The following is a 15,876-nucleotide window of genomic DNA, read 5'->3' as shown; positions in this document are numbered from 1 at the left end:
AGCCGCGCGAGAAGGGGATCGCCGAGGAGGTCCACGAGTGGCGGACCGACGTGGTCTACACCATCGCGAACGAGCTCGGGATGGAAAACTGCGTGTTCGAGGCCCCCGGTCCCGAGATGTTCGAGTGGTACATCAAGAACTTCGGCCCGAACGTCAACCTGTTCGTCGACAACTCCCAGATCGTCGAACTCGAATGCATGCGCTCGGGCCTCTGGGGCAAGACGACCAGCTGGGGCCGCACCACCACGTACAGCCGGGAGTGAACTGCACCGACTGACGCCGTTTCGATTACAGCGGAGCGGTTGGCGCGCGGGAGCGGTGCGAGGTGCGAACGTAGAGAGCACCTCGAATGCGAACGGGGAGCGGAGCGACCCGTGAGCGCGCCGTAGGCGCGCGACTCGTGCGAGGGATGACTGAGCGAGGGCTGTAGCCCGAGCGAAGGAATCGGCTGGGGAGGGTGTGGCCTGCGGTTCTCAGATGCACCAGGGGTAGTGGTCTCGTCCGCTCGCGTGGTAGGCCCTGCAGTCGCTCTCGTGTGAGACCCCGGAAGCGAACGTTGAACAGTGACAGTGGATTTTTCAGCGTAAGAGCTATTCCTCGGATATGGAGTGGACAGTGAGGCGGACGGCCGTTCTTTCCGGCTGGATTGGCTTCGTGGGATTCGTCGTCTTCCTTGCCCTCACCGTCTATCCGTTCGATTACGCTCCGGTCGACGGTGTCCTCCTCAGTGCCGGTCTTCTACTGGTAGTCCTCGTGAAATACGCCTTGGACACTGCCACCCTCGGAGCAGAAGGCTAAGTCACTCATCAATTTCGACGTTTCCGGAACCCACTCGCAGCTGTTGTTGTAACGTCGGTCTACTCGCCCTCGGCGGACTGGACCCAGATCGTCTTCTTGTTGACGAACTCCCGGATGCCGTGGCCGGCGAGTTCGCGGCCGTACCCCGAGTTCTTGATCCCACCGAACGGCACCCGGGGGTCGGATTTCACGAGCTCGTTGACGAAACAACAGCCCGCCTCGAAGTTGCGTGCGACCCGTTCGCCGCGTTCCAAGTCCTCGGTCCAGACCGAGGCACCGAGCCCGAAGTCGACGTCGTTCGCGAGTTCGATCGCCTCCTCGGCGTCGCTCACCCGAAACACCGCCGCGGCGGGGCCGAACGTCTCCTCGCAGGCCGCCGCCGCATCCTGGGGAACGTCCGTGAGGACGGTCGGCGGGTAGTAGTACCCCTCCCGATCCATCGGTTCGCCGCCGAGTTCGAGGCTCGCGCCCTCGTCGAGCGTGCGCTCGACCTGATCGTGGAGGTCGTTCATCAGGTCCTCGCGGGCCTGCGGGCCGACGTCGGTGGCCTCGTCGGTGGGATCGCCGATCTCCAAACCCTCCATCTCGTCGGTGAACTTGTCGAGGAACTCGTCGTAGACGTCCTCGTGGACGATGAACCGTTTCGCGGCGATGCACGACTGCCCGGAGTTCAGGGTGCGCGCGCCCGCGCCGGTCGCGGCGGCGGCGTCGAGGTCGGCGTCGTCGAGCACCACGAACGGGTCGCTCCCGCCGAGTTCCAGCACTGTTTTCTTGAGCTCGCGACCGGCGGTCTCGGCGACCGCACGGCCCGCGGGTTCGCTCCCAGTTAGCGTCGCGGCCCTGAGTCGATCGTCTTCGAGCACCGCCTCGACCTGATCCGAGCCGATCAACAGGGATTGGAAGACGTCCTCGGGATAGCCCGCGCGCTCGAAGACGTCCGCGATCGCCATCGCACACTCGGGGACGTTCGAGGCGTGTTTCAGCAGGCCGACGTTGCCCGCGGTGAGGTGGGGCGCGGCGAACCGGAACACCTGCCAGAACGGGTAGTTCCACGGCATCACCGCGAGGATCGGGCCGAGCGGCTCGTAGGAGACGAACGCGGACGCCTCGGACGCGCTGGGGAGCGCCTCGTCGGCGAGCTGCTCGCCGGCGGTCTCGGCGTAGTACTCACACACCCACGCACACTTCTCGACCTCCGAGACCGCCCCCGAGATGGGTTTGCCCATCTCCCGGGTCATGACCTCGGCGTACTCGCGTTTGTTCTCGCGGAGGACGTCCGCGGCGTCGGCGAGGAGCTCGCGGCGCTCGATCATCGAGCGGTCGCGCCACGAGGCGAACGCCGTGCTCGCGCGTTCGAGCGCCTCGTCGACGTCCTCGTCTGTGTGTTCCTCGACGGGTTCGAGCGCTTCGCCGGTGGCCGGGTTCACACGGTCCATGCGGCGTGTTGGGCTGGTGGGATAGTTGTAGTTTCGGCCTGCGGTGTGGCCACCCGAGTCACGGTTCGACTGCGTCCGAGGCGGTCCGGAAAGTCGAGAGAAGCAGCAGGAGGGCGCGACGACGGGCTCTCAGTCGTCCAGCTGGTCGTCGACGGCCGAAACGAGCGAGTGCGCCATCGCGGTCGCCGCTTCCTCGTCCGTCGACGCGTCGCGGGGCGTCGGCGCGTCGCCGTCGAACGAGGGATCGAACAGCCCGAGTGCGGTGTTGATCGTCGACCAGTCGTCGGCCTCGGCGGCGTCGCGCAGGCTCCGCGTGGGGGCGGCGAGCAGCTGGTTCACGAGTGCGTCCGCGAACGACTCGACGATCGCGCGCTGGTCGTCGGTCAGCCCGTCGGCTTCGAGCTTCGAGACCGCGCGTGCGAGCTCGCGTTCCTTCATCCGTTCCGCGCCCGCGTACATCGCGCCGATCGCCTCGTCGGCGCGCTGGCGCTTGTACCGGGCGAGCAGCCGGTCGAACTCCTCGTCGATCATCGCCTCGACCTGCGCTGCGGCCTCCCGACGGCGCGCGTGCGTCTCGTCGGTGACCGATTCGAGCGCGTCGAGATCCCGCACCGTGACGGCCGAACGGTCGACCGCGGCGGGCGGCACGTCGCGCGGCTGGGCGAGGTCGATCACGAACGTCTCGCCGGCCTCCTCGAACGTCCGCTCCTCGAACACCGGCTCGGGGCTGGCGGTCGCCGAAACCACGACGTCGGCTTCGGCGACTGCCTCCGGGAGATCGTCGAGCGCGATCGGAGTCGCGTCGGCGTCGACCGATCCTGCGACGTGCTCCGCGCTCGCCAGGCTCCGGTTCGCCACGAACAGCTCGTCGACCGGCTCGGCGAGTGCGGTGGCGGCGAGCGTGCCCATCTCACCGGTGCCGACCACGAGCGCGGTCGCGTCACCGAGATCGGCCTCGTCCGCGGCGAGTTCGACGGCAGCGCTCCCGAGCGAGACCACGCCCTCGTCGATCCCGGTCTCAGTCCGGGCGCGCTCGCCGACGTGGAGCGCCTTCTCGATCCCCGTCTCGAACAGCGGGCCGATCCCGCCCGCCGCCCGCGCGTTCGCGTAGGCGTCGCGGACCTGGCCGATGATCTGGTCCTCGCCGAGCACGACCGATTCGAGCCCGCACGCCACCCGCATGAGGTGGCGGAGGCTCTCCTCGTGGCCCAGTTCGACGACGGTTTCTTCGGGGAGGTCCTCGACGACCGAATCGACGACCGCTCGCCCGGACTCGGGATCGTCGGTCACGACGTACGCCTCCACGCGGTGACACGTCTCGATGGCGAACGCCTCGCGCACCGCGTCGTGGTCGAGCAGCGCTGCGACGGCCGCGCGCTCGTCGCGGATCCCGACCGCTTCGATGGTCTCGACGCCCGCGCGGCGGTGCGAGACGCTCACGCCCGAGATGACGCCGGTGGCCGCCGTCATGAGTCACCCGCCGAGAGCACGTCACTGATCACTGATTCCGCCTCTGTCCGTGCGGAGGGGCTTGATTCACCTAAAACCTTCCAAACCCGCTCCGATCGGACGACCGCCCGGATCGCCGCCCGGCGCTCCGACGGGGCGATCCCGCGTTCGCGGAGTTCGGTGCGGAGCCGCCCGGAGAGCTCCGCCATCGCGCCCGCGCCTGCGAACTCCTCTTCGAAGCGCTCGCGGAGGTGGCGACTGAGCGCCGGGCTCCGCCCGCCGGTGGCGACCGCCAGCGTCACCGGGTCGTCCCGCACCGTCGCCGGCACCACGACCTCTCGTGCGTACCCCTCGCCGTCGTTTCCATCACTATCCGAATCGGCGGCCGATTCGGCGGGATCGTCGTCCGTGCTTCGGTCGGCGCGGTTCAGGAGGACACCGCGCTCGCGCGCCGCGCGCGCGACGGCATCGTTCACCGCACCGTCGTCGGTCGCCGCGACCGCGAGCGCCGGATCGGTCCGGTCGAACCAGCCTGGAACCGCTTCGGGGTCGGGGGCGGCTCGAACCCGCTCCGCACCGCCGAACTCGTGGTCGCCGAACGCCGGACTCACCACCACGACTCGTGCCTCGCGGGCGAACCGCCTGGCCTTGCGCGCGCCCACTCGCCCGCCGCCGAACACCAGGACCGTTGCTCCCGAAAGGTCGTGGAGCAAAGGTATCACGCCGCCACCTCCGGCGTGCCGTGCGGTCGGCGGTGCGGTTCGCGGTTGCGGTGCCTGGTGGACTGGAAGGGCGAGCGGGCTACGCGAACCCGGACGTTCGAAAATCGCGGGGAGATTTTCGAGCCAATTAGAAATCGGAGAGTTCTAATGACGAAGTAAGCACCGCAACCGAGCGAGTGCAACGAGCGAGGTGAGGAGCGTGGTTCGAAAGACGCTCCGTGTCTTTCGTCATCACGAGAGAGCTTCGCTCTCTCGAACGACAGCGAGTCCCGGAAGCGTAGCCCGTGAGGGCTTCCGCCGTCGCCCCGGCGGGTGTTCATGATTCGTCGATATCGCCGTCAGTGTTCGCTGCGGCACGTTCGTCCAGCCGGATGCCCGTCTTCTTCAGGATGCGCGTCGAGAACAGCGTGTCCCAGTCCTCGTCGGCAACGTCGAAGAACTCTCCCATACGCCCTCTGACCTGCTCGACCCGCCGTTCGCTCTCGGCCTCGGAGCGACCGTGAGTCATCGCGAAGAAGTTGTACGGCCAGACGCCCTCGTGACGCGGGCGCTCGTAGCAGTGCGTCACGAAATCGAGGTCGGCGATCGCCGGGCCGACCTCGCTCACGAGGTCGTCGGGCACGTTCCAGACGGTCATCCCGTTCTCGGTGTAGCCGAGCGCGTAGTGGTTCGGGACGACGCCCACGCGCCTGATCTTCCCGCCGCGCTCGAAGCGGGTGATCGTCTCGATCACCCACGCGACGTCCGCGCCGATCGCGTCGGCGACGTCGCGATAGGGCGTTTCGGTGATCGGCAGCCCACCCTGGAGTTCGACGACGAGATCGCGCTCGGCGGGCGTGAGTCGGTCGTCGGTCGCGGGCTCGACGTCGGGACCGAGATCCGACAGGTCGAGATCCCCCGACGAAATCGGCCCGTCGAGCAGGAACTTCGCCTCGACCCGGAACTCGCGCTGTTTCGGGAGGTTGTACGTCTCCTCGCCGGTTTCGGCCTCGATCTCGGCGAGCACCTCCTCGACCCGCTCCGAGTCGGCCACCGAGACCACGAACCACATGTTGAGGTGGGGATGCTCGCGCTCGTAGTTGTGCGCGACCTCGCGGTGGGCGTTGACCTGCTCGGCGACCTCCTCGAACCGCTCTTCGGGCGCGTGCATCGCCACGAGGGTCGCCGTGCCGCCGATCGCCTCGGCGTCGATCAGCGCGCCGAACCGTGAGAGGGTACCCTCCTCGTCGAGTCGCCGTACCCGGTCGAGCAGTTCGTCGGCCGAAATGTCGACCCCCCGCTCGCGGAGGGCCGCGGCCGCGGGCTCGAACGGCCGTTCGACGACCGGGAACCCGCCCTGGAAGGCGTTGAGGATCGCGCGATCGTGGCGGTCGAGATCGACGGCGACGTCCGCCTCGTTCATGATCGTTATCGGTGCGCATCGGGGATAAACACCCCGCTCGGCCGGTCTTCGATACCGAGGATTCGCCAGCGTTACCCTTCGACACCAGTCACCGTGTACCCCTCGTCGCGGAGATCGTCGAGGATCGCCGCGTGGTCGCAGTTTGCCTCGTAGTAAAACACCACGTCGTAGGTCCCCTCCCGGAGGAGCTGCTGGCACTCCCAGACGAACGCGTCGCCCTCGATCGTGAGCCCCTGGTGTTGGTTCAGCCCGAACTCGGGGTCGTCGGTGCCCGAGTGAACGTAGGTGTCGCGAGCATCGGCCGCGTCAGCGTGGCGCGCGATGGTCTCGCCGATCTCGATCGTGGCCTGGTGGAGCAGGCTCTCCTCGACGCTCGAAAACTCGGTGTGGACCACGACGCCGTTCAGCTCGATCTCGCCCGGTTCGAGCAGCGCCGCCGCCCGCCGACGGAGATCCTCGTCGATGGATTCGCTCATGTGGGTGGCTCGCGGGCGGGACGTATAGATACTGTCGATACTGCCGGCGAACGGCTGCACGGAGCTATCGCTCGCCGGGAGCAAATATTGTGTTCGAAGGTCGCCGTTACAGCCGTTCGAGGTTCTCGGCGCGCGGACCCTTGTCCGCCTGCACGATGTCGAACTCGACCTCCTGGCCCTCTTCGAGGTCGGGGCCGCCGACGTCCTCCATGTGGAAGAACACGTCTTCCTCGGAGTCGTCGCTGTCGATGAAACCGTACCCGCCCGTGTCGTTGAAGAAGTCTACTGTGCCGTTCGCCATGATTACAGCCGTTCGAGGTTATCCGCTCGCGGACCCTTGTCCGCCTGCACGATGTCGAACTCGACCTCCTGGCCCTCTTCGAGGTCGGGGCCGCCGATATCTTCCATGTGGAAGAAGACGTCCTCCTCGGAGTCCTCGGTGTCGATGAAGCCGTAACCGCCCGTGTCGTTGAAGAAATCGACCGTACCTGTCGCCATTGCACTCGTTCCGACGCACCGGGGGCATAAAAACCTGCGGGAATCCCGATCCGAGCGCGACGTTCGCCCCGTCGACGCCGGCCGCGCCGTGACACAAGATTCATTTCACCGGCGCGAGTGCGGGGGACAATGCCCTCCAGCGCGCGCCGGTTGCTCGATCGGACGTACGAGCGTCTGCTCGAACGCGAGGTCGGCGGCGCGCCCAGCCACGTCGCCGTGATCCAGGACGGCAACCGACGGTACGCAAACGAACACGGGAAGGAAGCCGCCGACGGCCACCGTGCGGGCGCGAAGACCACCGAACGGGTGCTCGACTGGTGTGCCGACGTCGGCGTCGAGGAGCTCACCCTCTACGCCTTTTCGACCGAGAACTTCGACCGCCCGCCCGAGGAGAACGCCCACCTCTTCGACCTGCTCGACGAGAAACTCCGGGAGTTCGCCGACGCCGAGCGCGTCCACGACCGCGAGGTCTCGATCCGCGCGATCGGCGAGACCGACCGGCTGCCCGATCACCTCCGCGACGCCATCGAGTACGCCGAGAACAGGACAAGGGGGTACGACCGGCTCCGACTCAACATCGCGCTCGCCTACGGGGGCCGTGCCGAGCTGTTGGGAGCGGCCCGCGACACCGCCCGCGCGGTCGAGCGGGGCGACCTCGCGCCGGGCGACATCGACGCCGGCGAAATCGACCGCCGGCTCTACGAGGGACCCGCGCGCGACGTCGACCTCATCATCCGTACCGGTGGGGACGAGCGCACCTCGAACTTCCTGCCGTGGCACGCGAACGGCAACGAGGCCGCGGTGTTCTTCTGTACACCCTACTGGCCGGCGTTCGCGAAGAAGGACTTCCTGCGCGCGATCCGGACCTACGAGTCCCGCACCGAGTCGTGGCGGCGCACGCGCGCCAGGCGCGCGCTCGCCCTGGTGCGAGCGGTCGGCGGGGCGGAGCTCGACGAGGCGCGCGCCATCGTCGATCGGTTCCGGGAGTACCTCCCGCGCCGCGAACTCGAACGCGTCGAGCGCGAGGGCGAGTCGGCGGCCGCCGACTGATCCGGTCGACGTTCGTCCCGGTCGATCCGACCCCCACGCCGCACGTCGTCCGCCGGTGGATCTTCCCGATCCGCAACGCGCTCAACAGCGAAGTCCACGACGTGAACCCGCTGCCGGGCGGGGAGTTCCTGCTGACCGACATGGAGTACGAGCGGCTTCTCACGGTCGCGCCGAACGGGACGGTGACGTGGCAGTGGAACGCCAGCGGGCTCTACGACGCGCCGCCGGATCCGACGACGACCGACTGGCTCCACATCAACGACGTCGACCGGATCGGTCCGGATCGGTATCTCGTTTCGGTCCGCAACGCGAACCAGCGTTTGATCGTCCAACGGGGCGAGGGCGTCGTCGAGGTCGTCAACGAGGACACGGACGACCGCGACGCCCGGTGTACGAACGGCGATCCGTCGCAGCCGTGGGGGCAGCTGGCGGACGACGACGGTGCGGTGTGGCGATCCGTCGGTTTGCCGAACAGCTGAGGGTGCTGTTCAGACGCTATCTTTATCAACTAGTTCATAATTGGTGCGTACCTCGGGGGAAGTATCGTCCGGATAGGAGAGTGCTGTCAGCTGCCCATCGTAAGCGTACGCATCGATTCCAGTACCACTGACGGCACCGGACGCCGAGTTTCCGTCGATGTCGTCCTGCTGACCGTCGAGCTGCCGACCACGTCGGATCGAGCCACTCACCGAGAACTCGTATGGGGTGTACTCCCCGCTGGCCCCGATACGGAGCAACTGGTCGGGACGCTGGCCGACGTGGGCAGGCTTCCCGTCGATGGTGACCCGAAGCTCGCCCGAGCGAGCGAAGTCGAACGACTCCAGGTCCCCAACGTACGTGTACGCGTCCGTTCCGGCTTGAACCGCACCGGAGACACCGTACGCCGAAGTCCGGTCACTATCGTTGATACTGGCACCGTAGGCGTCACTCTGGATAGCAACCTCGCTGACCGCGAACGAGTATGGGGTGTTCGGGCCGAACCCCTCGATGAGAAGCGTGTGATCCGATCGACGCCCGACGTGCGCCGGCTCGCCGTCCAGAGTGACGTTGATCTCACCGGAGCCGTCGAAATCGAACGAATGGAGATCGCCGGTGAACGTGTAGGCGTCCGTTCCGTTGCTGACGGCCCCATGGGCGCTCCGGCCGATGATGTGATCGCTTCGATTGATACTCGCACCGCCAGCCGTACTCTTCTGGAGGTTGCCCCCGACAGTGAACGAGTACGTGGTAGTGGGGCTGAATCCCTCGATAACGAGCGTGTGCTCGTTGGGAGCTGCCGCCGCGTTTCCGAGCGCGCCGAGGCCTGCCACCCCAGCTGCCCCCGCTGCAAGGAAGCGACGACGGGTGACATCGACGGCCCGTGATGGCCCCTGCTCGTTTGTCCGTGAACTCTCCGCGTCGTGGAGGGAATCGGTAGACTTCATCTCCAGTGGGAAAACTCTGGAGTTTTGTAATAAGTTTTGTGTGATTGTCAAGTAATAAGCTTTGTGTAGAGTTCCGAGTACAGCAGCGGTAGGGGACGAAATCCGCTCGTGATTCGTGATCGATCCGAGATACACTCGGCTCTACTCTCGGATGCCTCAACAACCTCTCCAGTGGAACCGAGGGAGCTCGGACAGTAGTCACAGTTGCCTGGCGACGGTCACCCCTCGAACCCGTCTTCCCACCGGAACGTTCCGTCCCGTTGAATGATCTCGCCGTCGACCGCGAGCGACGAGTCGTCACTCACGTCGGTGATCAGGTCGGCGTGGATCGCGCTATCGTTGCCGGCCTCGTCGTCGGGCAGACAGGCGTCGTAGGCGCGGCCGAGCGCGAGATGCACGGTTTCGGCCATCTTTTCGTCGAACAGGATGCTGTCGGTGGGGCGGTCGATCCCGCGGTTCATCCCGATTCCGAGTTCGCCGAGCCGGCGCGCGCCCTCGTCGGTGTCGAGGAGCTCGCCAACGACCTCGGGATTGCGTGCCGCGTCGTAGTCGACCGCCTCGCCGTCGTCGAACGCGAGCCACACGTCTTCGACACGCGTCCCCCGGAGGGTCATCGGGACGTCGAACACGACTTCGCCGTCGGTGGCGTGGGGCGCGGTAAACACTTCGCCGCTCGGGAGGTTGTGGCTGTCGTCGGCGACCGACGCCGTGGAGTTCACCGCAGTCCGCTCCTCGATCGACATCGTGAGGTCGGTGTCCCCACCCCGGAGGTGGACCTCGCTGCCCGCGTCGAGGATTTCTTTCATCTCGCTCATCTCCTCGGCGAGCGCCTCCCAGTCCCGGAGCACGGCGTCGTAGACGAACTCCTGATACGCCTCGTGGCTCATCCCGGCCTGCTGGGCGAGCGATCGAGTGGGATGCACGGTCGAGACCCAGTCGGTATCCATGTACGCCTCGCGCGTGTCCTCGTGGGCCTTCGAGTACGCACCGCGCACCTCGCCCGGCACGTCGGCCTGTGCTGCCGTGTTCCGCCCGCCACCGAGTGAGAGCACGGCGTCGCTCTCCTCGAACAGCGCGAGTTCGTGGCCAGGGTCATCGTCGAACTCGCCGTCGTGAGCCCGGAGGTACGCACGATTCAGCTCCGCGGAGCCGTAGGTGCTCACGAGGTTCGCGCCGCGCTCGCCCAGCTTTGCGGCGACCGCGACCGCGAGGTCGTGCGCTCCCTCCGAGACGCTCATCACGACGTCGTCGCCGGACTCGATCCGCGCGCTCCAGTCGACCAGCACGTCGGCGTGGTCGTGAACTCGGTCGTCCATGCCGACGTGTCGCGTGGCGGTGGCAAAATCCCCGCGGTTGTAGTGGCGTTCGGCCCCGATCGAGTGACGCCAGGCGGCTCAGATCGCGGTCCAGCCGCCGTCGACGAACACCATGTCGCCGGTGATGTACGACGCCGCGTCGCTCGCGAGGAACAGCGCCGCGCCGGCGTTGTCCTCGGGGTGGCCGGCGCGGCCGAGCGGGATGGGCTTGATGAACTCCCCCTCCTCGTCGCCAGCGGCGTCCTGGGCCTCCTCCGACCAGCCCTCGGTGAACTCGGTGGCGATCTGGCCGGGCGCGATCGCGTTCACCCGGATGTCGTGTGTGGCGAGTTCGAGCGCCGTTCCCTTGGTGACCATCTTGATCGCCCCCTTGGTGGCGTCGTACTGGACCTGGTCGTGCTGGGCGACCTCCGAGGAGATCGAGGCGGTGTTGACGATCGACCCCGAGTCGCCGCGATCGATCATGTCCCGTGCGGCGAGCTGGGTGCCGAAGAAGTACCCCCGGACGTTGGTGTGAAGGAGTGTATCGAGGTCTTCCTGACCGACGTCGAGGAAGCGCTCCGAGTGCTGGACGGCGGCGTTGTTCACCATCACGTCGACGCCGCCGAACTCGCGGGCGGCCTCGATCAGCGTCTCTAACGCATCGACCTCGGCGACGTCGGTCTCGACGTATTCGCCTGTGCTGCCCATCTCCTCGATCCGCTCGTGGGTCGGGGTGTCCTCGCCCTCCATCTTGGGGTCTTCGCGCACGTCGGCGTTCACGACCGTCGCGCCCGCCTCGCCGAACCCGAGCGCGATCGCACGGCCGATGCCGGCGCTGCCCCCGGTGACGATCACGGTCTCGTCGCTGAAGTCGAAGCTCGCGATGCCCATGCTCGGGGCGGTCGGCCGCCACCGGCTTAATAGATCCGCCGTCGATCGAAAGCCGGCCGTCGACCGCTGATCGAGCCGTCGGCGGTCAGTGATCCCGAGCGGCCTTGAGCTGGACGACGCCTGGTTCGCCGACGTCGAGCCGGTCGCCGATCCGGACGGTCTCGACCACCTTGGGATACTCATAGGAGGCGACGTGGTCGGTGATCGCCTTCGGATCGGCCCCGACGCCGTGCCACATGTCCCAGTGCACAGGTGCAAGCCTGTCGAGTTCGAGCTGATTGGTGGCCGTCGCGACCTGATCGCCGTCGTTGTACCACTCGGTCGGACGGGCCTCTGTTGGATCGTCCTCGGTGTGGACGATGTTGCCGATCGAGCCGAACGCGAGCACGCCGAGATCGATGTCGAACTCGTCGGCGATTTCGGTGAAGGCGTCGGCCGGCCGGGAGTCGCCCGCCGCGAAGAACGTACCGGAGTCGTGTTCGACGACGTAGCTCACGGGTTCGATGGCGTCGGGGTCGTTCGCCCCCCGGACGTGGATCGTGAGATCGCCGACGTCGAACGCGTCACCCGGTTCGACGGTGTGGCGCTGGTCGTCGGGCGCGCGCAGATCGCCGTCGTAGTCGGGATTCTCGTAGGACGCGCTCGGAGCGTGGATGTCGGCCCCACAGTCCTCGACGAGCGGACCGTAGGACGGCGGGTGGATGTGATCGATGTGCTCGTGGGTGACCAGGACGGCATCACACAGCGTCGCGTCGGCGGGATCGATCGGGACCGGGATCATGCGGATCGTCCGGGGTGGCGAGCCGTCGCCGAAGTACGGATCGAGGTAGACGGTGGTTTCGGCGGTGCGGAGGACGTAGCCATTGCAGCCCAGAAACCACACCGAGAGGCCGTCCGGCTCGGCGGCTTCGATCTCGTCGCGCACGAACCAATCACCCCACGTCGAGTGTACCATACGCCGTCGGGTTCGCTCCCCGGGGGGATATACTATGTGTCGAGGTCAGTCACAGAGCGGTCGGACGCGAGCGCGGATCGAACGGCTCAGGACGCGAGTTCGCGTTCGTCCCGGAGCGTTCGCAGGAGGTCCTCCCGGGCGATGATGCCGACGAGACGTTCGTCCTCGATCACGGGGAGGCGGTTGATGTCGCGCTCGTCGTCGGCGAGGAGTGCGAGGAGCCGATCGAGGTCGTCGTCGGGAGTCACGGTCACGACGTCGTCGGTCATCACGCTGCTGATGGGCTTGCTGGCGTTTCTGGCGAGATCGATCCCGACATCGAGTTCGTTCCACGAGACGTCGAACGCGTAGTCGATCGCGCTGATGAACGGTGGAAACCCGATCGGGATCCAGAGCGTGCGGTCGCTCGGCTGGAAGAGGTCGACGAGATCGCCCTGGGTGACGATGCCGACGACGTGCTCCTCGTCGTCGACGACCGGGAACCCGTTGAACGACGCGCGGGCGAGTCTAGTGAGCACGTCGCTCACGTCCTCGTCCGGTCGGACCGTTTTCACGTCGGTCGTCATGATGTCACGAGCACGGAGACCCATGCATGGAACCACGGGATGTGCAGTGCTAACTGTTCCGGTTTGCAACAGGTCCCGAGCCACGATCGCAGGGTTATTTAGCCGTTCGTCGCTACGTCGAGGCAGACGATGGGTTCGTCCGTCGCGTCGACGATCGTGATCGCGGTCTGCGTCCTCACAGTGGCGACCGCACCGGTTCTCGCGGTTTCGACGGGCGACCAGGCGATCACGGGTCCAGTCACCGAATCGAACGTTGTGGACGAGTCCACCGCCGTGGACCAGCCCGATCGCTCCGCGGCGCTCGCCGTTCAGGAGTCACTCCCGAACACGATCACGATACAGAGCACCAGCGGCGAGCGAGTGAACTACACCATCACGGTGAGTGGACAGATCGAGACCGGGAGCGAAGCTGACACCGAGGACGCGGAGATCCCCGATGAAGCCTCCGGCACCACAGCCAGCGGCTCGGCCGCGGAGGGCGGCCAGGACAGCTTCACGTTCGCCGGGGAGATCACGTCGCTCCGTCTCGACGGCGGTCCCGCCGACGTGTTCGTCAACGGCGAGCAGATCGACCCCAGCGAATTCCCGACGACGCCGGCGCCAACGCCCACACCGACGGCAACGACTACGGCGACTGCGACACCGACACCCACTCCGACGCCGACCACGACGCCAACATCGACCCCTACTCCGACACCGACTCCCACTCCGACGACGACCACGACGCCAACGGAGACGACGACCACGACGACCGCGACACCGACCCCTACTCCGACACCGACCCCCACTCCGACGCCAACACCGACGACGACCACGACGCCAACGGAGACGTCGACAGCTACATCGACGACGGCTCAGTCGACGACGCAGGCTTCGACGCCGGCGGCGACCACCACGGCCACGTCGGGGGCGGCGGGATCGCCGGGCACGATCACGGCGGGAGAGGGGACGACCACTCCCGCCGCGAACGGGACGACGGCCGCCACGGGTGACTCGGGGATTCTGGACGGACTGAGCGTGAGTGCGCTGGTCTTCGCCCTTGGACTCCTCCTCGTGGTGGTGTTCGGCGTCGCCGCGCTCGTGGCCCGCCGCCGCGACTCGCGGCCCGAGACGGCGCTCGACTCCGACTCGAAGTGACGTCCGCGGCGTGGCTGGCGTTCGCCGCACCACCTATCGATGGACGGCCCGAGCGGGCCTACTCGTAGAGCCGGCCGCCGGTTTTCTGGGCCTCGATGTATTCCCAGTCGTAGTCGACGCCGAGCCCCGGTCCGTCGGGAACGGGCACGGTCCCGTCGTCGTCGATGGTGTCGAGCTGGTCGTCGTACCCCTCCTGATAGATCGGCGGCGCGGTGTTGTCGCAGTCGGGGTGAACCAGCGCCATCTCGTAGTAGTTCGAGTTCCGGATCGCGGCCATGCAGTGGCGCTGGGCCGGGCCCGGCGAGTGAATCTCGACGTCGGCCCCGAACCCCTCGGCGGCGTGAGCGAGCTTCATCGCACCCGTGATCCCCGCGTCGTACTCGGGGTCGGCTCGAAGGGAGTCGGTGGCCTCGCTGGCGATGAAGTCGACGTGGGGTTCGAGCCCCCGGACGTGCTCGGTCTGGAGGAGAGGGGTGTCGATCCGCTGGCGGAGGCGCTTGTGGGCCTGCTGGGAGATCCCGCCGTCGCGGAACGGGTCCTCGTACCAGAAAAAGTCCTGTTCGTCGCACGCGCGGCCGACCTCCAGCGCGTCGGCGAAGGTCTCGTACTCGCAGGCGGGATCGATCATCAGGTCCATCTCGTCGGGAGCCCCCTCGCCGACCGCGCGGACGGTGGCGACTTCGCGGTCGACATCGCGGTTCTCGTCGTTGCCGCCCCAGCCGTGGATCTTGAATCCCCCATAGCCCATCTCGGCGCACTCGATCGCGAACTCGGCGTACGCCTCGGGCGAGTCGAGCCCGCCGTTGTCGTCGGCGTGGTACGTCGAGGCATAGGCGGGGAGACGATCGCGATAGCGTCCGAGGAGTTCGCTGATCGACGCGTCGTAGTGGTTGCCCGCGAGGTCCCAGAGCGCGATGTCCACAGGTCCAATGCCCATCCGGTCGTACTTCCGGAGCGCGCGTTTCATCTCGCTCCAGTGGCGCTCCCGGCGGAGTGGGTCCTTTCCGACGAGGTAGTCGGCGACCTCGTGAATCTGGGCGAACGCGGGCGAGTTGCCGCCGACGAATTTTCCGACTGGGTCGCCGTCGGTGTGGATCTCGATCGCGAACAGCCGCCGCTCGGTGGTCGTGCCCGGTTCGTAGGCGAGGTTGAAGCCCTCGTCCGAGCCGACGTCCTCCAGGGGATAGGCGAACTCCGTGGTTTCGATCCGAGTGATTTCGAGCGCCATGCCCGCCCGTTCGAGGGGATGGGTCAAAAGCGGACGGCACTACTTGTGTTCGATTCCACGTTCCTGACTCACAAGGGGCTAAGTGCTTTCGTATGATTAGATTATCCGAATGGGTTCAAATCCGGGGTAGGATTTGAACCACAGCACTCGTCGAAGCCATGCCCGGAGCACAACGCTACGATGCCCCCGATTTGCCCGAGAACAGCGTGCTCTCGCTGCCGGAGTATCTCGCCATGCAGCGCGCGGTCGGCGAGGAGACGCGCTACCGAGTGCTTGCCGAACTCCTCGCCGAGGGCGAGTCGAGTGCGAAAGCGATCGCCGAAGCGCTCGATGTTCCCTCGAATCGGCTCCACTACCATCTCGACAAGCTCGAATCCGTGGGCCTGGTGGCGAACCGGAGGCGCAGGGATCGCGGTGCTGACGGGCTGTACTCGTACTACGTCGCGACGGCGCTCGGCGAGGCGATCATGACCCACGGCGTCGGCGAGTTGATCGCCGAGGAGCGCGAACTGCTCGAACGGTACGGATAGACCGTTTTTTCTCCCC

General features: G+C 66.8%; 18 protein-coding genes and 1 pseudogene. 6 read left to right on the top strand and 13 right to left on the bottom strand.

All coding sequences use genetic code 11. The annotated features are described in order from the left end of the window. Nucleotides 1-11: 11 nt before the first annotated feature. A pseudogene (locus tag TX76_RS07150) lies at nt 12-263 on the top strand (phosphosulfolactate synthase); the annotation flags it as partial. 340 nt (nt 264-603) lie between these two features. After that, a complete protein-coding gene (locus TX76_RS07145) occupies nt 604-798 on the top strand; it encodes a hypothetical protein (protein WP_049900991.1) in 195 nt (64 codons plus the stop codon). Nucleotides 799-857: 59 nt separating this feature from the next. On the opposite strand, the gene TX76_RS07140 is transcribed toward TX76_RS07145, so the two are convergent. From TX76_RS07140 to TX76_RS07110, 7 genes are all read right to left on the bottom strand, one after another. Next, on the bottom strand, nt 858-2,234 hold the full coding sequence (locus TX76_RS07140; RefSeq protein ID WP_049900988.1) for an NAD-dependent succinate-semialdehyde dehydrogenase: 1,377 nt from the start codon (nt 2,232-2,234) through the stop codon (nt 858-860). Between the two features lie 129 nt (nt 2,235-2,363). Beyond that, the gene (gene hemA, locus TX76_RS07135; RefSeq protein ID WP_049900985.1) at nt 2,364-3,704 is read right to left on the bottom strand and encodes a glutamyl-tRNA reductase; all 1,341 of its coding nucleotides are present in this window, start codon (nt 3,702-3,704) and stop codon (nt 2,364-2,366) included. Then, nucleotides 3,701-4,405 carry a precorrin-2 dehydrogenase/sirohydrochlorin ferrochelatase family protein gene (locus tag TX76_RS07130; protein WP_049900982.1) on the bottom strand — a complete coding sequence of 235 codons (705 nt, stop codon included), beginning with the start codon at nt 4,403-4,405 and terminating at the stop codon, nt 3,701-3,703. The genes hemA and TX76_RS07130 overlap by 4 nt, the downstream gene beginning before the upstream one ends. Before the next feature lie 316 nt (nt 4,406-4,721). After that, entirely contained in the window at nt 4,722-5,807 is a 1,086-nt protein-coding gene (ahbB, locus tag TX76_RS07125) for a siroheme decarboxylase subunit beta (protein ID WP_049900979.1), read from the bottom strand. A 71-nt stretch (nt 5,808-5,878) separates the two neighbouring features. Next, nucleotides 5,879-6,283 (bottom strand): DUF5778 family protein, encoded by a 405-nt coding sequence (locus TX76_RS07120; protein WP_049900976.1) that lies wholly within the window; start codon nt 6,281-6,283, stop codon nt 5,879-5,881. A gap of 106 nt (nt 6,284-6,389) precedes the next feature. Then, entirely contained in the window at nt 6,390-6,584 is a 195-nt protein-coding gene (locus tag TX76_RS07115; RefSeq protein ID WP_006078120.1) for a cold-shock protein, read from the bottom strand. A 2-nt stretch (nt 6,585-6,586) separates the two neighbouring features. Next, nucleotides 6,587-6,781 carry a cold-shock protein gene (locus TX76_RS07110; RefSeq protein ID WP_049900972.1) on the bottom strand — a complete coding sequence of 65 codons (195 nt, stop codon included), beginning with the start codon at nt 6,779-6,781 and terminating at the stop codon, nt 6,587-6,589. A 129-nt stretch (nt 6,782-6,910) separates the two neighbouring features. Between TX76_RS07110 and uppS the strand changes: the two genes are divergently transcribed. Next, a complete protein-coding gene (gene uppS, locus TX76_RS07105) occupies nt 6,911-7,831 on the top strand; it encodes a polyprenyl diphosphate synthase (protein ID WP_049900969.1) in 921 nt (306 codons plus the stop codon). A gap of 101 nt (nt 7,832-7,932) precedes the next feature. Then, complete coding sequence (locus tag TX76_RS07100; RefSeq protein ID WP_049900966.1) at nt 7,933-8,310, top strand: hypothetical protein; 378 nt, start codon at nt 7,933-7,935, stop codon at nt 8,308-8,310. A 9-nt stretch (nt 8,311-8,319) separates the two neighbouring features. On the opposite strand, the gene TX76_RS07095 is transcribed toward TX76_RS07100, so the two are convergent. The 5 genes from TX76_RS07095 to TX76_RS07075 all read right to left on the bottom strand — a co-directional run bounded on the left by TX76_RS07095 (nt 8,320) and on the right by TX76_RS07075 (nt 12,989). Beyond that, nucleotides 8,320-9,306, bottom strand: a complete 987-nt coding sequence (locus tag TX76_RS07095; RefSeq protein WP_324185977.1) for a pre-peptidase — start codon at nt 9,304-9,306, stop codon at nt 8,320-8,322. 167 nt (nt 9,307-9,473) lie between these two features. Then, nucleotides 9,474-10,571: an aminopeptidase gene (locus TX76_RS07090; protein WP_049900962.1), complete on the bottom strand. Its 1,098-nt coding sequence runs from the start codon at nt 10,569-10,571 to the stop codon at nt 9,474-9,476. 78 nt (nt 10,572-10,649) lie between these two features. Then, nucleotides 10,650-11,444 (bottom strand): SDR family NAD(P)-dependent oxidoreductase, encoded by a 795-nt coding sequence (locus TX76_RS07085; RefSeq protein ID WP_049900959.1) that lies wholly within the window; start codon nt 11,442-11,444, stop codon nt 10,650-10,652. 85 nt (nt 11,445-11,529) lie between these two features. Then, nucleotides 11,530-12,399: an MBL fold metallo-hydrolase gene (locus tag TX76_RS07080; RefSeq protein ID WP_049900956.1), complete on the bottom strand. Its 870-nt coding sequence runs from the start codon at nt 12,397-12,399 to the stop codon at nt 11,530-11,532. An 86-nt stretch (nt 12,400-12,485) separates the two neighbouring features. After that, nucleotides 12,486-12,989: a CBS domain-containing protein gene (locus TX76_RS07075; protein WP_049900953.1), complete on the bottom strand. Its 504-nt coding sequence runs from the start codon at nt 12,987-12,989 to the stop codon at nt 12,486-12,488. Nucleotides 12,990-13,094: 105 nt separating this feature from the next. Here TX76_RS07075 and TX76_RS07070 point away from each other — a divergent pair, with 105 nt between their 5' ends. Continuing rightward, the gene (locus tag TX76_RS07070; protein ID WP_049900951.1) at nt 13,095-14,102 is read left to right on the top strand and encodes a hypothetical protein; all 1,008 of its coding nucleotides are present in this window, start codon (nt 13,095-13,097) and stop codon (nt 14,100-14,102) included. A gap of 58 nt (nt 14,103-14,160) precedes the next feature. On the opposite strand, the gene TX76_RS07065 is transcribed toward TX76_RS07070, so the two are convergent. Next, entirely contained in the window at nt 14,161-15,330 is a 1,170-nt protein-coding gene (locus TX76_RS07065; protein ID WP_049900948.1) for an enolase C-terminal domain-like protein, read from the bottom strand. A gap of 158 nt (nt 15,331-15,488) precedes the next feature. Between TX76_RS07065 and TX76_RS07060 the strand changes: the two genes are divergently transcribed. Further along, nucleotides 15,489-15,860, top strand: coding sequence for a helix-turn-helix domain-containing protein (locus TX76_RS07060; protein WP_049900945.1), 372 nt, complete (start codon nt 15,489-15,491; stop codon nt 15,858-15,860). The last annotated feature ends 16 nt before the right edge of the window (nt 15,861-15,876 follow it).

The organism is Halococcus agarilyticus (assembly GCF_000334895.1).
GTDB classification, from domain to species: Archaea; Halobacteriota; Halobacteria; order Halobacteriales; family Halococcaceae; genus Halococcus; species Halococcus agarilyticus.
This window is presented reverse-complemented; position numbering and strand designations above follow the sequence as displayed.